We start from the raw sequence: 15429 nt of genomic DNA, 5'->3' as shown, positions 1-15429 counted from the left end.
CGCCCTAGAGCGTCAGCCAGCACACGGTCAGTCCCAGCGACGCCAGCGCCACGCAGATCACGAACGCGCGCCACGGTGCAACCCGTCCGATGAGGCTGAAGGAAACCAGCACCACTGCAACCTCGCGGACCACCAGGACGGTGGCCGCCAGGTGCAGGTCGAAAGTGGCGGCCCAGGCGATGACTACGCCGAAGACGACTCCGGTCACCGGCCCCATGAAAGTCTTCCAGGCCTGTCCCGTGCGGACCAGCAGCACGGAAGCGGACCAGGACAGCACGGAGGGAAACGCCACCATGGCAATGAACGGGACCATGGACATGGCCGTGGCCCAGTCTGGGCCCAGCAGCGGCCGGAGCACGAGCGATGCGGCCATGGAGAGGACCACACACCCGAACGCCAGGAGCAGGGCACGCGAGAGCAGCCGCTCGCTTTCGCTCCTGATCTCGCCGTCCTCGTCCTTGTCGGCAATCCCGACCCTCACCACGTTGGCCGTCGACGCCGCGAGCGCATCACTGGGGGCGCGTCCCACCGCGCTGCCTGCGCTGTACGTACCCAGGGCTGCCGTACCGGCAAAGATGCTCATGAACAGGCGCTCGGCCTGGCCCTGGAACCACGACATGAGGGCATAACCGGACATCGTGGCCATGTCGGAGAAAATCGACTGCTGCCCCGGCGTCGTCTGCGGAATCGGCTTATCGTTACGCCGGGCCCGCCACCAGCACAACAGGGCGAAGACGCCCTCGGTGACCGCCAGTTGAAGGGACGGCCCCAACAGCGAGTGGGTCAGGATCAGGGTGGTTCCGCCCACCGTCAGGCCCAACAGGGCGGCCCACAGCTGCAGACGCGCCAGGGCCCCCCATTGGTTCGTTGCTTGTAACGTGCCCACGTACAGCAGGCCGAGGACACCGAAACCCGGGGCCAGGGCCACGGGCAGTACCTGGAAGAATTCGCCCCAGTTCTCCAGCGTCCCGTTCCACCGTAGGAACAGCATCAGGCCGACAAGAATGAGGAACGCCACGAAGGGCATGATCGCCCTGTAGCGATTCATGATGCGCATGCCACCGGGTTCGCTCAGCACTCGGATCACCACGAACCGGGCACCCGAATCGATCGTGACCTGAATGGCCGTGTAGATCAAGGTGACCAGGTTGTAGATACCCACGTAGTGCGGAGTTGTGAAGGCTGCCAGCAGCAGCACCACGAGCGCGGACGAGAGGCGGGGTATGGCCCGCTCGATCAGTGACTTGATCTGGGCGAGCATCAGGACTCGGTCAGAACGGTCGATGCTGATCTCACGTGATGTCTCGCGTAAGGACGCGTTTGCGGGCGCACTCCCGCTATCACGCTCTCCAGTTGTTCCCGTGTTCCCGCCGGGCGACCCGGAGCTCCTCCGTTGTCGAGCAACCAGGACATTCCCGTGGCCTGCACCCACGCCGTATAGGCTCGGATGACCTGCGGGTCCTCGTAGACTCGATCGACGTAGTCCGGGGCGCTGGAAATCTGACTCCGGCTCAGCCGGTAGGCGATGAGCGGGACCGCCAGCTTCACCACTGCGGCCCCGGACAGGAGCGCGTCGAACCACATCACGTAGTCCTCGGCCGCGGAGTGTTCTGCGTATGCGTTGGCGCTCAGCAACGTGATTCGGCGAGCCAACATACTCGGGTGGAACAGCGGATTGACGAACGGCAGGAGGAGACCGACCTCCTTGCTGGTCAGGGAGCCGAAGTAGGACGGCCTGGGAAGACTTGCTTGCCCGAACCGCACCGCGGATCCGCACACGATGTCCGCGTGCTTCAGCGCTGAAATTTCCGCGCGGAACCGCCACGGCATCGAAATGTCGTCCGCATCCGCCCGCGCCACGAGTTGGCTGTCCGTGGTCTCCAGAGAACGGCGCATGCACGTCACCGTGCCCCGGTTGATCGGGTCCACGCGAACCGAAAGCCGCGAATCCTTCACCCGTTGCGCACGTTCTGCGGTGCGCTCATCCGGCCCGTCCACGGCCACGATGAGTTCGGCGTCTCGCGGCATCGCGCGAAGCGCGGAGCGGATGGCCGATTCAATGGTGGCCTGGGCCCGATAGGCAGGCATGATCACCGTCAACAACGGCATGGGAACCCCCCGGAACAGCAACGTTGTGGACTCAACCGATAGCCCCTCCGGTCAGCCCACCCGCCGGACATTCTCCCCTGCCCGCCGAGCATGTGCGAGATTATCACGATAGACTCGCCCTCCTTTGTTCGGCCGGCACCCGAGCGTCGTCGGCCGGGCCGGGAAGAACGAGGGGCTGACCGCGGTCGCGTGGATTCCCGATGATCTTGTCCGCGAGCCACAGGCCCCACAGCGGGAGGATCGACAGGGTCATGAACGTCTCGAAGGATTCCAGCTGACCCACGATGCTTTGGAAGACCAACACCGCCCCGAAGGACGCAAGAAGCAACCTGGTGGACTCACTGCGGCTGCGGGTATAGGCGTCAGCGATCAGAGCCGACAACCAGCCAATAATCAGGTACCCGACCACAACCCCCGGCACCCCGAAGTTGAGAATCATTTCCGCGGTGAACCCGGGGACGATGTAGATCTGTTCACCGTCTCCCAACAGGTCGAAGCCTGAGACCTCCACCATGGAACGGAACGGGCTGTCACCTCCGGCCCCGGCGAAGTGCAGCAGTGCCATCGGGACATTGAGCAGAGCACTCCAGACCGTCTCGCCCCCCAATGATCCGTGCAGGTCAACATGTTGACCGGCCCAGGCTGCCATGGAGAATCGGCCCCATTGCCAATCGATGAACGACCACGGATCGGTGGTGGCGCCAACACGTTGTGCCGTGGTCACCACCACGAACGCCGCGAAGGACACAGCACCAATCACGAGAATCGGCCATTTCAGGACTCTGATCCTGGGAAGCATCAGGGCCAGCAGCGGAAATGACACGTACATCAATTCGGCTCGCCCGCCGTTCCAGGTGGAACTGACCGCGAGCGCGGCCAACCCCGCCGTGAGGAGCAACGTGTTCCAGAGGGCCGGACCGGCCACGCGCCTGCGACTCGCCAGCGCGAGAACGAGAATCGACACGGCCCACGGCAGCCAGCCGGCGAGAAAGGCGTAGCGGGCATTGCCCCCGTCCACCGCAATGATTCTGCCCCCACCCTCCGGGGTGGCGGCCATGACCCGGAGCATACCCAAGGTTCCCGCGGCCGCCAGCAGCAACGCGATGCCACCGACCGAGACCCGGTGGGCGGCGGCGAAGGAGTAGAGATTCTCCGGAATGTAGGATCCGCGCGAACGCCGCTCGGGTTGCTTCCCCCGTGACGGCCCCCGCAGCGCGGGGCGGGGAACGACCATGCCCGCCCAGAGGGCGCAGCTGCCCAAGAAGGTCGCCCACGCGGCCGTCACCAGTCCGGAATCGGCCCCGGTCGTGGGCCCGGACAGCGCCTCGAAATACCCGCGGTCGTTGGACCACCGCAGGACATGAGCGAACCCGGAGAGCACGTTGGCCACTTGGAAGTTAATCAGCATCCACGTCCGGAGATTCAATCCGTCCGTGCCACGCGATCGAACGTGGGCGATGGCGAGGAGACCGACCAGGGCCGTGGCCACCAACAGGACGGTTGCCGTGGCAACGGGATTCACCGTCTCACCACTGTCTTCAGCTCAGCCCGGCGTGGGCGCCGCGACGATGCCCGGAACGGTTTGCCACGAGGGCCACCGGTGCATCGCCGTAGCCGTCCACCGCCTGCTGCAATCGGCCCATCGGGGTTCCACCCGGCACGGTGACGAACAGGACCACGTCCGACGCACGGCTGAGCACCACACTGTCGACGGTTTCGGCGAGGGGTGAGCAGTCGATGACCACGACGTCGAACTCGTTGCGAAGTTCACCGATCAGGACATTCATGCGTTCGGAGCACACCACGTCGCTCGGCCGAACGGTTTCCGTCCCCGCGGGGATGAACATGAGGTTGGGGCCGAGCTTCACCGCTGTCTCCTCGGCCCTGGCGGAGCCGCCGGCAATGTCTGCGACCCCCACCCGCATGTCCTCACCGAGTAGCTCGCTCAAACCCCGGTTCTGCAAGTGCGCATCCACCAGTACGACGCGACTTCCGAGGTCCGCGTAGCTACGAGCAAGCTCCAAGGCCACCGTGGTGACACCGTCCCGGTGGCGCGAACCCGTCACCAGAAACACGGCCGACCCTGGAACGTGTGGCAGTACCTCCGGGTGATGGCGCTGCAACACCGATCTCAGCGAGACGAATTGCTGCGGTACCCGCTGCTGGTCGGCCGCGTCCGCGGTCTCGCCACGGCTGCCGTGCGACGACGATTGGGCCAGTCCCCGGCTGGACAGTTGTTTCAGGCGAGGAACCGCCCCGGCCAGGGTTGCACCGCGAACCTCGCGCAAATCCTGAACCGTTCTGGGGCGGCGATCGAGTCCTTCAACGAGGAACGCCAGGATCACTCCGAGCACGGCGCCGCCGACAAGACCAATCAACGGGTAGCTCCAGGCCTGCAAGCCACTGGTGGAGACCGGCAGCTCCGCCCGGCTGATGGTGGTGGCCAGCACCGTGCTGTCACGGCCCTCCACCGAGGGTGACAGGGTCGACACGCCACGGGTGAGTTCGTCGGCAACCGCGTTTGCCACGGTCTGTGCTTCTTCGGGCGTCTCGGCGGTCGCTGCGACATCGATCAGGGACGTGGCGGTCGGGTTCGTCACCGTGACCATTCCCTCTAGCGCGTCCACCGATTCGTTGACATCGGGGCGATCGGCCACCGGTTCCAGAACGAACGGGGTGGTGGCAAGAGTCGCATAAGATTTCAGCTCTCGCGACAGATATGTAGCCGCCTGATTGAGTTCGGCGGCGGAGTCGCTCGTGGGGATCGCCACGTACAACTGCGCCGTGGCTTGGTACTTGGGGGGAATCACCAGCGCAATGACCCCGCCGATAAGGAGCCCCACAAGCATTAACCCGGCGACAACCAGCCACCTTTTCCTCAGCACGTCAAAATAATCCCGCAGTGTCATATGCCCTCCCAGCCCTAGCCTTTCGGCAGCGAGTCACGATGTCCGCCCGGACATTCCCCGCAACGCCCGGAGGCGTTTGTTATCGACCCGCTCAATACTCCCCTAATGAACGCATTCTAAACACGAAATCATCTAAATTTCCCCATATCCTGTCAGCACACGGCACCGCACACGGGATATCCGAGCCGCGGTGCGGATGAAATAACGGGTGCGTTGGGCATCCCGTTTGGAAAGCTGAATCCAGGCTGACTACGGTAACCACGGGAGAACTCAACCGGGAGCAGTACGGCGCACAACAGCTCCGGAGGCCACCCGTTCGAGGGGGAGAAATGACACGAAATTCACGGCGACTCGCCACATTCACGGGTGTCGGCTACGACAAGGGCCGGGGCACCCTCGCGTGCGCCGCGTGGGCGCTGGTGGTCGAACCACTGCAGCGCTCGGTGCTGTGCCCGCCCTCGGTGCGCGCGCGCCTTCTCAGGGCATTCGGGGCAAGCATCGGTACCGGCACGCTCATTCGTCACGGGGTGCGCATTCACTGGCCGTGGAAGTTGACCGTCGGTGAGAACTCGTGGATCGGCGTGGGGGCCTGGTTGCTCAACCTCGAACCCATCGACATCGGTTCCGACGTGTGCATTTCCCAAGAAGCAATGCTGTGCACCGGCAGCCACCGGGCAGACGATCCCGCCTTCGAATTCGACAACGCCCCCATTCGCATTGCCGACGGCGCCTGGGTCGCCCTGCGTGCCACGGTGCTGCGCGGCGTCACCGTGGGCGAGGGCGCCGTCGTGGGCGCAACGGCCCTCGTCACGCGGGACGTTCCCGCCGGCCGGCGAGTGCTGGCACCCGCGGCGACCGAGGCGCGGCCGGTATGAGGATCCTCCAGGTGGTGGCCCTCGTTTCCGGCACGAACGCCTATGGCGGGCCCACCACGGTGGCGCTCAACCAATGCCGCGCGCTGGCCGAGGCCGGGCACGACGTGGTGCTAGCGGCCGCCGGCTCGGACCTGGGCGCGCCGCTGCCGGACACCGTCCAGGGGGTACGCACCAAGTTGTTCCCCCCGCTGCAACTGCTTCCGGGGGCGGGATTCGCCGGGCTGTCATCCCCCGGCCTGTTGTCCTGGCTGCGACGCGTTGCCGCGAGCGCGGACGTGATTCACGTGCACATGGCCCGCGACCTCCTCACGCTCCCCGCGGCGTGGTTGGCCCAACGGTCGGGCACACGAGTGGTGCTGCAGCCGCACGGCATGATCGACGCTTCGACCAACCCACTGGCCCGCCCCCTGGACGCACTACTCACCCGGAAGGTCCTGAGCCGGGCGGAGCGGGTTTTCCACCTGACGGCCCCTGAGGCCGAGGACCTGCGTGAGGTGAGTCGTGGTGTGGTGACCCTGCAGGAGCTGCACAACGGCATGCCCAGCAACTCCGGGCCACATCCGATGACCGGGACGGCCACGTCCGGGCCGGAGGGGTCCGAACCGAACGGTTCCGTGGCCCAACGGAGCGAGTGCCGAGTCCTGTATCTCGCACGGCTACAGGAACGCAAACGACCCCTCGCCTTCGTGGCAGCCGCACGAACGCTCGCGCAGCGGTTCCCCCGGGCCACGTTCACCTTGGTGGGTCCGGACGAAGGACAGGGGGAGGCAGTTCGTGAGGCCATTGCGGAGGCCGGTTTGGGTGATCGCCTCACGTGGCAAGGCCCGGTGGATTCGCAGGGCGCACGCATGTGGATGGCGCGCTCGCAGATCTACGTCCTGCCCTCGGTCAACGAGCCCTACCCCATGTCCGTGCTCGAGGCCATGGCCGCCGGTCTGCCCGTGGTGATCACCGACAGCTGCGGCCTGGCCGAGACCGTGGAGCGCACCGGCTCCGGCCTGGTGGTCGGTGCGGAGCAGGAAGCGCTCGAGAACGCACTCGCGCACCTGCTGGGTGACCCCGCGAAACGAAGCGAGCTGGGCGCCGCCGCCGCGGAAACCATTGACCGTGAGTACGCCATGGACGCCGTGGTGGACCGGCTGCTCACCGCATACAGGGCCCGCTGACGCAGGGCCCCGTCGCGGAAAAAGCGCCCGCAATCGCACGCACTAGGATGTCCGTGTGAAGGCCTTACTGCTTGAGAACATCCATCCCGACGCCGTTGACCTCCTGCGCAGCCGCGGAGTCGAGGTCGAGACCCGCAAGGGCGCGCTGGACCCCACCGAGTTGAAGGACGCTCTGCACGGAGTGGACATGCTGGGGATCCGATCCAAGACCCATGTCACGCGCGAGGTGCTGGAAGCACACCCGCAGCTGCAGACCATTGGTGCGTTTTGCATCGGCACCAACCAGATCGACCTGACCGCCGCCACGGACACCGCCACCGTGGTGTTCAACGCGCCGTATTCCAACACCCGGTCCGTGGTGGAACTGGCAATGGCCGAGATCATCGTGATGGCGCGTCACCTGACCGACAAGAACAAAGCCATGCACGAGGGCGTGTGGGACAAGTCCGCCAAGGGCTCCCACGAAGTCCGCGGCCGCACGCTGGGCATTGTGGGGTACGGCAACATCGGTAAACAACTGTCCGTGCTGGCCGAAGCGTTCGGCATGAAGGTCTTCTTCTACGACACCGTGGACCGCCTGTCCATGGGCAATGCCACCAAGTGCGATTCCCTGGACGAACTGCTGCAGTCCGTGGAGACCGTGACCCTGCACGTGGACGGCCGCCCCGACAACGCCAACATGTTCGGCCGCGACCAATTCCGCAAGATGCGCCCCCGCTCGCTGTTCCTGAACCTGTCCCGCGGGCACGTGGTGGACCATGAAGCCCTGCGCGAGGCCCTGGTGTCGGGTCACGTGGCCGGCGCCGCGGTGGATGTGTTCCCCTCAGAACCCAAGGCAGCCGGTGACCCGTTCACCTCACCCCTGCAGGGCCTGCCCAACGTGATCCTCACCCCGCACGTGGGAGGTTCCACGGCCGAGGCCCAGGAGAACATCGGTCAATTCGTGGCCGGCAAGCTGATCGATTACAGCCGTTACGGTTCCACGAGCTTGTCCGTGAACTTCCCCGAAATGCAGCTCGACCCGGACATCCTGGGCACCCGCCTGATGCACATCCACAGCAACCTGCCCGGCGTGCTGGCCCGCGTGAACTCGGTACTGGGTGAGCACGGCATCAACGTGGACCGGCAGCAGTTGGTCACCAAGGGCCAAACCGGTTACCTTGTCACCGACTGCGGCAACGGCGTGACCCCGGAGGTGGTGGCCGCCATCAAGGCCCTACCGGAGACCATCCGGGTGACAACGGTCAACTAGCGGCCCCCGGGGCCGTCGCCCACCGCAACGGACGCCGCGTCGCACCCGCCGCGAACCCGCCGCAGCAGCGCGTCGACCCGCACCAACGGCCCGCCCCGAATCACCGGGGCGGGCCGTTATCGCTCGTGACCCGCCGCCAGTCAAGCCTGCGGAAGAAACACTCAGTAACTTCATAGAATGAATTCCACGTAATTCCCATCACAATGACGTGGAGATCCCTCATGAGTCACCCCGCGGTGCCCGGCGCGCACCTCAAGAACTTCGATCCAGACCCACGCCGCGGCGAAGAGGTCGACTTCCAATCCCCCGGTGAACGAGCATCGTCCGAGGACCTGAAAACCCACCGCATCAAATGGCTCGGCCTGAGTGCCGGGCTGATCCTGGCGCTTCTCGTGTACGTCCTGATGCCCGGGGACGTGGCCCAGGGCGCCCGCCTCACCGCAGCCACCGCCGTGCTCATGGGTGCGTGGTGGATGACTGAGGCGCTCCCGCTGCCCGCAACCGCCCTGGTCCCGTTGGTGGTGTTCCCGGTTCTCGGCGATGACGTCGCGTTCGACGACGTGGGAGCCTCCTACGGCAACAACGTGATCTTCCTGTTCATGGGCGGGTTCCTGTTGGCGCTGGCCATGCAACGCTGGAACCTGCACCGCCGCATCGCCCTGCTGACCGTGAAGATCATCGGCACCAAACCCACCCAGATGGTCGCCGGATTCATGGTGGCCACCGGTTTCTTGTCCATGTGGGTCTCCAACACCGCGACCGCCGTGATGATGCTGCCGATCGGCGTGTCCGTCCTGCTCCTGGTCACCAAGATCGGCAACGGCACCGACACCGGTGCGGGCCCCACACCCGACGCCTCCGCGTCCAACACACGTGACGTCACCCACGACGCCGCGGCCCCGGCCGATCCCGGAACGGGCACGGCCGCAGAGGCCGACCCCCAGGACAGCTCGGTCAAGCAGGAGATCATCAAGTCCAATTTCGGTACGGCGCTGATGCTGGGTATCGCGTACGCGGCTTCGATCGGCTCTTTGGGCACCATCATCGGCACCCCGCCGAACACGCTGCTGGCCGGCTATCTCTCCGACTCGCACGACATCCAGATCGGCTTCGGGCAGTGGATGTTGGTGGGTGTGCCCCTGTCGGTCGTCATGCTGGCGATCTGCTGGTTCCTGCTCACCAAGGTGCTGTTCAAGCCGGAGATCACCGAGATCCCGGGCGGTAAAGAACTCATTCAGGACGAGCTCGCCAAGCTCGGTGCCATGTCCTCCGGCGAGAGGCGTGTGCTGGCCATTTTCATTCTGGCCGCGTTCTCCTGGGTTTTCGTGCCGACGATCTTCGACACTCCGCCCATCTCGGACGCCGGTATCGCCATGGTGGTCGGCCTGCTGTTGTTCTTCTGCCCCGCCGGCGCCGCCCGCGGTGTGCGCCTGTTGGACTGGGATTCCGCCGTTAAACTTCCCTGGGGCGTGCTGTTGCTGTTCGGCGGTGGTTTGGCGCTGTCATCGCAGTTCTCCTCGTCCGGGTTGACCGAGTGGATCGGTGAGCAGGCGCAGGGTCTGGGCGGGGTTCCCATGGTCTTGATGGTGCTGATCTTCGCAGCCGGCATCCTGCTCCTCACCGAGCTGACCTCCAACACCGCAACCGCGGCAACGTTCTTGCCCGTTGCCGGCGGCGTGGCCATGGGCCTGGGGATTGACCCCATGCTGCTGGCCATCCCCGTGGCGCTGGCCGCAACCTGCGCGTTTATGCTCCCGGTGGCCACCCCGCCCAACGCCATTGCGTTCGGTTCCGGTTACGTCACCATTACGCAAATGATCCGCGGCGGCATCTGGCTGAACCTCATTGCCATGGTGCTCATCACCCTGGTGACGATGACACTTGCCGTGTGGGTCTTCGGACTCACCTACTAGCACTCCACCGCCCGCGGCCCACCAGGGCTCGAACGCACTGATGGCCCGGAACCACACGGTTCCGGGCCATCAGATGCCTGTTCGCCGAAGTGTTACTTCTTCTTGGCGGACTTGATGGACTTGCCCGACTTGTCAGCGACAACCGATTCGGCCGCGCCCTTCTCGGTGGCAGCGCTGGAGTTCTCCAGCTGACCGGACGCGGACTCGATGTGGGAACGCATGAACCACTGGAACAGCTCAAGACCCTTGACCTGACCGATCAGCATGTCCTCGGTGATGGGATCCACCTTGCCGGCCTTCGTAATGGCCTTACGGTGGTCCTTGATGACACCGGAGTAGACCACGTCCAGGGCGGCCAGGTGCTCCACGCCGGTGGCGCGCATGACGTCGTAGTCGTCCCACGTGCGTGAGGAGACGATCGCGCCGGGCAGGCCGATGGGCGAAACACCCATGGTCGCCATGCGCTCGGCAACCTCGTCCACGAAGCCGCGGACGGTCTCGATCTGGGGATCCAGCATCTCGTGGACGGAGATGAAGTTGGGGCCCACCACGTTCCAGTGGGCGTGCTTGAGCGTGAGCTGCAGGTCGTTCAATGCGTTCAGGCGCTGCTGAAGCGTATCCGCCAGAGCATGACCCTCGGCAGTGGTCAGCCCCGGAACGGTGTAGTTGGCGTTCTTATTGGACTTCTTACCCATGTGAACCTCCTTGTGCACCCGGCGTACTGAAAACTCGCCGCTGTCATGGTGCGGTTTATTTTGATGTACTAATAATAACAATTTCCCAAACGCTCCACCAGGCAAACAGTTCACCCGCGGAGTAATTGGTGACGTGGGTCACTGATCACCTAGTCTTGGTCCCAGTACCTGAGACTTGGAGTATCGGATGACCGCGCGTTACCAGCACTTACTGTCCCCTCTCACCGTGGGTTCCACAACCCTTCCCCATCGCGTGATCATGGGCTCGATGCACACCGGACTCGAAGAAAAGGACGGCGGTGAGCACGAGCTCGCGGCCTTCTATGTAGAACGTGTGCGCGGCGGGGCGGGGCTCATCGTCACCGGTGGGGTCTCCCCCAACCCGGAGGGCGCCGCGCGCCACCACGGCGCCCACCTCACCACCGAGGACCAGCTGCCACGTCACCGTGTGGTCACCACCGCTGTACACGAGGCCGGCGGCCTCATCGCCCTGCAACTGATGCACTCGGGCCGCTACGCCATGCACGAGCACGCCGTGGCCCCGTCACCCATCCGCGCCCCGATCAACAAGGTGACACCGCGGGAACTGTCCGAGGGCGACGTCGAACGCACCGTTGAAGACTTCGCGCGCGCCGCGTACCTGGCCCGGCAGGCCGGCTACGACGGCGTGGAGATCATGGGTTCCGAGGGGTATCTGATCAACGAATTCCTGGTCGAGCACACGAATCGGCGCACCGATCGCTGGGGTGGTTCGCCGCCCGCCCGACGCCGCTTCGCCACGGAGATCGTGCGGCGCGTCCGCGAGCGCACCGGTCCGGATTTCTTGGTGATGTACCGGCTCTCCGCGCTGGATCTCGTCCCGGACGCCCAGGAGTTCAAGGAGGTTCTGGCCCTGGGCCGGGAGGTCGAAACGGCGGGTGCGTCCATCATCAACACGGGCATCGGCTGGCACGAGGCTCGCATCCCCACGATCGTCACGAGCGTGCCCGGCGCCGGATTCACGTGGGTCAGCCGCGCGCTGCGTGAGAATCTCCGCATCCCGATCGCCACGGTCAACCGCATCAACACCCCCGAGCTCGCCCAGGAGGTCCTGGCCCGCGGGGACGCGGACCTCGTGACCATGGCCCGGCCCTTCCTGGCCGACCCCGCATTCGTCGCCAAGGCGCGGGAGGGCCAGCCGGACAGCATCAACACGTGCATTGCCTGCAACCAGGCGTGCTTGGACCACACGTTCACCGGCCGACGCATGTCCTGCCTGGTGAACCCGCGCGCCATGCGCGAGACGCAACTCGTGCTGGGCCCCACGCGCACGGCTGAGCAGATCGCCGTGGTGGGTGCCGGCCCCGCGGGAATGGCCTTCGCCGAAGCTGCCGCGCAACGCGGGCATCGCGTCACACTGTTCGAGGAACAACCCGAGCTGGGTGGGCAGTTCCAACTGGCTCGTCGCATTCCGGGCAAGGAGGACTACCAACACACGATCCGCTACTTCACCACGCGCCTGCGCGAACTGGGCGTCACGGTGCACACCGGGCACCGGGCCACCCCCGCGGACCTCGCCTTCGCGGACCGGGTGGTCATCGCCGCCGGTGTCCACCCCCGCCGCCCCGGGATCCCCGGGGACACCGACCCCGCCGTGCTCGGCTACAAGGAGGTTCTCGAGGGCGCACCGGTGGGTGACCGGGTCGCGGTGATCGGGGCGGGCGGCATCGGGTACGACGTCGCGCACTTCCTCACGCACAACCCTTCCGCCGACTTCTACGCGGAGTGGGGCATCGATCGCTCACTGGAAGCCCGCGGCGGCTTGCTGACCCCGGCGCCCGAGCCCCCGATGCGACGGGTCACCGTGTTGCAACGCAGCACCACCAAACCCGGTTCACGACTGGGCCCCACCACCGGATGGATCCACCGCTTGGAACTGCGCATGGCCAACGTGCAGTTCATCACCGGCGTGGAATACCGGGAGATCACCGACCGAGGCGTTCGCATCACCGCGCCCACCCCGGACGCGCACGTACACGGGGGCGGGGGCATTGCCCTGGAGACGCCCCGGGTGGAAACGCTCGTGGAAGTAGACACCGTAGTGCTCTGCGCGGGCCAGGAATCACGCACCGAGCTGGCCGCGGACCTGGCGGGCGATGCGCGCCCCGTCCACGTGATCGGCGGGGCCGACGTGGCCGCCGAACTGGATGCCAAGCGCGCCATCAAACAGGCCGTGGAACTGGCGGCGGCCCTGCCCTGAGTCGACAACACATCGACAAGGCAGGGCCGCGGCGCTCACGGCGCGGGCGAACGGTAGCACTTAATTGTTGCTGCTGACCGATCCGCTGTTGGCGTCCACGTAGTACGTGGCATCGCTGTCGTCGATGTCCAGCTCAACTTCCCAGTTGAGGGTGTCGTTGTCATCGTCCAGGGAAACATCATCGAGCAGTACGGTGCCGCCCTGCGAAGACACCTCACCGAAGGCGCTCTCGACGGCCTCCTTGATCGAGATGGACGCCCTGCCCAGCTCGTCCAGATCATCCTGATCCGCCGTGCCGTCCTCCTGCTCGTTGGTGATGTTCTCACCGGCGCCGTCCAGGGTGACCTCGTGCTTGGTGTCATTCTGGATGACGTCCGCCTCGAAGGTACCGTTGTCGCGGTCGTAGTCGAGCTCCACCACGTCGCCACCCTCGTACTTGGCGAGAAGAGTGTCCACAGCGGCCAGGGACGCGGCCTGGCCACCGTTCTGATCGCCGGCGGCAGCAGACGCCGACGGACTCTCGCTGGCGGCCGAAGCCTCACCGTCGCTGGGATCATCGGTGATCTCGGCAGTGGACTCGTTCTCCGGAACCGCCGCGGTGGTCTCGGCGGGCGCTTCCGCGGCGGGTTCATCGTTACTTCCTCCGCAGCCGGTGAGCAGCAGCGCACCGATCACGGCGGAGGAACTCAGGGTCAGAATTTTCTCAGTGTGCTTCATAGTTCTATCATCCCGTCCGCGCGCTGATTTGTACGGTATTACGCCAAAATCTTCGCTCGCGACGAAAGCATCCGCGCCCTTTGCTCTTTTCACCGGTCACTCAGACACCGTGTCTACTATTCTGGGGACTACTCACCGTCGCACGCCTGCCTCACCCCGGTTGGCGCGCACACGACAATGCCACGGGTTGGCGCGGAAGGAGGCGGCTGTGGGTTTTTGGACCGGTTTGGAAAACGGAATCGAGAAAGCCGTACGCACCGCTTTCACCGCGGGTTCCCGCAAGCGGATCGAGGCCGTGGAAATTGCCAGCGCCCTGCGCCGCGAGCTGGATCAGGAATCATTCACGATGTCCGCGGGCCGCACCATGGCACCCAATGTCTTCACCGTGCAGTTCTCCGACGACGATTTCCCCCGCGCCCAGGAATGGGGCACCCAGTTGGCAGAGGAATTGTGCGATGTGATCATCCGCCACGCCAGGTCTCAGGCGTACACGCTGCAGGGCGCGGTGCGCGTCAGTTTCATCCGCAATCCGGATCTCGAGGCCGGGGAGTTCACGATCATTTCTTCCGCCGAACGCACGGATTCCGGGCCGGGCGCGGGCAGCTCGGCCGGGGCGGCGTCGGCCTCGGTGCGAGCGCCGGAGCCCCAGCCCGCGCCGCAGCGGCCACCGCGCCCCACCTCGTTCGACGCCGCCACCCCACCCCGCGTGGCGCGCGAGCCGCAGCCGGAGGTCGATTACGTCCCCGTGATCGAGGTCGGCCGCGAGCGTTTCTCGTTGAACGCGGCGAGCGTGAGCGTGGGCCGTTCCACGGAAGCGGACATCACCGTGGAGGACACCGGCGTGTCCCGCAAGCACCTGGAAATCCGGCACCAGGGTCAGCACTACCTGGCCGTGGACCTGGGATCCACCAACGGGTCCTACGTTGACGGTGAACGCATTCAGGGTCGTGCCGAGCTGGTCGACGGATCAGTGATTACCATGGGGCGCACCCGTTTGGTGTTCCGGTTGCTAGTCCCCAAGGAAGGGCGCTGAGGTGTCTGAGCTGACCATTACGCTATTGCGCTTCGGGTTCCTGGCGTTGCTGTGGATCTTTATTTTCGCCATCATCGCCTCCCAGGCACGGGACCTCGCGGTCGGCAACAGGGCCCGCGCGGCCATCGACAGCGCACGAAAAAAACGGGCCAACGCAGGCAAGGAACGCCCCGCGACACCGCCGGCCGGTCATGATTCCGGCGCTACCACCACCGGCGGCACCCGCTACCGCCCCCGAACCCTGGTGATCATAGACGGGCCGCTGTCCGGCAGTAGTTTTCAACTCGGCTCCGCCCCCATACTGCTGGGCCGTTCCGCCGAGGCCACAGTCCCCCTCGAGGACGATTACGCCTCCGGCCGCCACGCGCGCCTGTTCCCGCAGGGTTCACGGTGGTTCCTCGAAGACCTGGGATCCACCAACGGCACATACATCCAGGGCCAACAACTCTCCCGCGCGGCAGCGGTTGACCCGGGTGTGCAGTTCCGTGTGGGGCGCACCGTGATGGAACTGAGGCCCTGAC

The 15429-nt window shown here is 65.6% G+C and carries 13 protein-coding genes; 7 read left to right on the top strand and 6 right to left on the bottom strand.

The window, feature by feature from the left end:
* Positions 1 to 4: 4 nt before the first annotated feature.
* From AC3ENJ_RS11210 to AC3ENJ_RS11195, 4 genes are all read right to left on the bottom strand, one after another.
* Positions 5 to 1261, bottom strand: a complete 1257-nt coding sequence (locus AC3ENJ_RS11210) for a lipopolysaccharide biosynthesis protein (RefSeq protein ID WP_431814111.1) — start codon at positions 1259 to 1261, stop codon at positions 5 to 7.
* Entirely contained in the window at positions 1261 to 2109 is an 849-nt protein-coding gene (locus AC3ENJ_RS11205; protein WP_431814110.1) for a glycosyltransferase family 2 protein, read from the bottom strand. Before AC3ENJ_RS11205 ends, AC3ENJ_RS11210 begins: the two co-directional genes overlap by 1 nt.
* 103 nt (positions 2110 to 2212) lie before the next feature.
* Positions 2213 to 3631, bottom strand: a complete 1419-nt coding sequence (locus AC3ENJ_RS11200; RefSeq protein WP_431814109.1) for an O-antigen polymerase — start codon at positions 3629 to 3631, stop codon at positions 2213 to 2215.
* 16 nt (positions 3632 to 3647) lie between these two features.
* Complete coding sequence (locus AC3ENJ_RS11195) at positions 3648 to 5018, bottom strand: tyrosine-protein kinase domain-containing protein (RefSeq protein WP_431814108.1); 1371 nt, start codon at positions 5016 to 5018, stop codon at positions 3648 to 3650.
* A gap of 329 nt (positions 5019 to 5347) precedes the next feature.
* Between AC3ENJ_RS11195 and AC3ENJ_RS11190 the strand changes: the two genes are divergently transcribed.
* The 4 genes from AC3ENJ_RS11190 (at position 5348) to AC3ENJ_RS11175 (ending at position 10224) form a co-directional block, all read left to right on the top strand.
* Positions 5348 to 5893, top strand: coding sequence for an LbetaH domain-containing protein (locus AC3ENJ_RS11190; protein WP_190808050.1), 546 nt, complete (start codon positions 5348 to 5350; stop codon positions 5891 to 5893).
* A complete protein-coding gene (locus tag AC3ENJ_RS11185; protein WP_431814107.1) occupies positions 5890 to 7059 on the top strand; it encodes a glycosyltransferase in 1170 nt (389 codons plus the stop codon). The genes AC3ENJ_RS11190 and AC3ENJ_RS11185 overlap by 4 nt, the downstream gene beginning before the upstream one ends.
* A 55-nt stretch (positions 7060 to 7114) precedes the next feature.
* A complete protein-coding gene (serA, locus tag AC3ENJ_RS11180; protein ID WP_431814106.1) occupies positions 7115 to 8311 on the top strand; it encodes a phosphoglycerate dehydrogenase in 1197 nt (398 codons plus the stop codon).
* Positions 8312 to 8532: 221 nt separating this feature from the next.
* A complete protein-coding gene (locus AC3ENJ_RS11175) occupies positions 8533 to 10224 on the top strand; it encodes an SLC13 family permease (protein ID WP_431814105.1) in 1692 nt (563 codons plus the stop codon).
* A 92-nt stretch (positions 10225 to 10316) separates the two neighbouring features.
* Here the strand turns inward: AC3ENJ_RS11175 and AC3ENJ_RS11170 are convergent, their stop codons facing one another.
* Entirely contained in the window at positions 10317 to 10919 is a 603-nt protein-coding gene (locus tag AC3ENJ_RS11170; RefSeq protein WP_190782050.1) for a Dps family protein, read from the bottom strand.
* A gap of 187 nt (positions 10920 to 11106) precedes the next feature.
* On the opposite strand from AC3ENJ_RS11170, the gene AC3ENJ_RS11165 reads away from it, so the two are divergent.
* Positions 11107 to 13158, top strand: coding sequence for an oxidoreductase (locus AC3ENJ_RS11165; protein WP_431814104.1), 2052 nt, complete (start codon positions 11107 to 11109; stop codon positions 13156 to 13158).
* A 60-nt stretch (positions 13159 to 13218) separates the two neighbouring features.
* On the opposite strand, the gene AC3ENJ_RS11160 is transcribed toward AC3ENJ_RS11165, so the two are convergent.
* Positions 13219 to 13875 (bottom strand): PepSY domain-containing protein, encoded by a 657-nt coding sequence (locus AC3ENJ_RS11160; protein WP_190808055.1) that lies wholly within the window; start codon positions 13873 to 13875, stop codon positions 13219 to 13221.
* Between the two features lie 208 nt (positions 13876 to 14083).
* On the opposite strand from AC3ENJ_RS11160, the gene AC3ENJ_RS11155 reads away from it, so the two are divergent.
* Positions 14084 to 14908 carry an FHA domain-containing protein gene (locus AC3ENJ_RS11155; protein ID WP_190808056.1) on the top strand — a complete coding sequence of 275 codons (825 nt, stop codon included), beginning with the start codon at positions 14084 to 14086 and terminating at the stop codon, positions 14906 to 14908.
* A 1-nt stretch (position 14909) separates the two neighbouring features.
* The gene (locus tag AC3ENJ_RS11150) at positions 14910 to 15428 is read left to right on the top strand and encodes an FHA domain-containing protein FhaB/FipA (RefSeq protein ID WP_190782054.1); all 519 of its coding nucleotides are present in this window, start codon (positions 14910 to 14912) and stop codon (positions 15426 to 15428) included.
* Position 15429: the final 1 nt, after the last annotated feature.

The sequence above is a fragment of the Kocuria sp. cx-455 genome, assembly GCF_057707085.1.
Note: the sequence above shows the minus strand (reverse complement) of the source record. Positions and strands in the feature narration are given on the sequence as shown.

What these genes read in the sequence shown, in the direction of transcription:
- AC3ENJ_RS11210 (WP_431814111.1), bottom strand. Translation starts at nt 1,261, where the DNA reads ATGCTCGCCCAGATCAAGTCACTGATCGAGCGGGCCATACCCCGCCTC.
- AC3ENJ_RS11205 (WP_431814110.1), bottom strand. Translation starts at nt 2,109, where the DNA reads ATGCCGTTGTTGACGGTGATCATGCCTGCCTATCGGGCCCAGGCCACC.
- AC3ENJ_RS11195 (WP_431814108.1), bottom strand. Translation starts at nt 5,018, where the DNA reads ATGACACTGCGGGATTATTTTGACGTGCTGAGGAAAAGGTGGCTGGTT.
- AC3ENJ_RS11190 (WP_190808050.1), top strand. Translation starts at nt 5,348, where the DNA reads ATGACACGAAATTCACGGCGACTCGCCACATTCACGGGTGTCGGCTAC.
- AC3ENJ_RS11185 (WP_431814107.1), top strand. Translation starts at nt 5,890, where the DNA reads ATGAGGATCCTCCAGGTGGTGGCCCTCGTTTCCGGCACGAACGCCTAT.
- AC3ENJ_RS11175 (WP_431814105.1), top strand. Translation starts at nt 8,533, where the DNA reads ATGAGTCACCCCGCGGTGCCCGGCGCGCACCTCAAGAACTTCGATCCA.
- AC3ENJ_RS11170 (WP_190782050.1), bottom strand. Translation starts at nt 10,919, where the DNA reads ATGGGTAAGAAGTCCAATAAGAACGCCAACTACACCGTTCCGGGGCTG.
- AC3ENJ_RS11165 (WP_431814104.1), top strand. Translation starts at nt 11,107, where the DNA reads ATGACCGCGCGTTACCAGCACTTACTGTCCCCTCTCACCGTGGGTTCC.
- AC3ENJ_RS11160 (WP_190808055.1), bottom strand. Translation starts at nt 13,875, where the DNA reads ATGAAGCACACTGAGAAAATTCTGACCCTGAGTTCCTCCGCCGTGATC.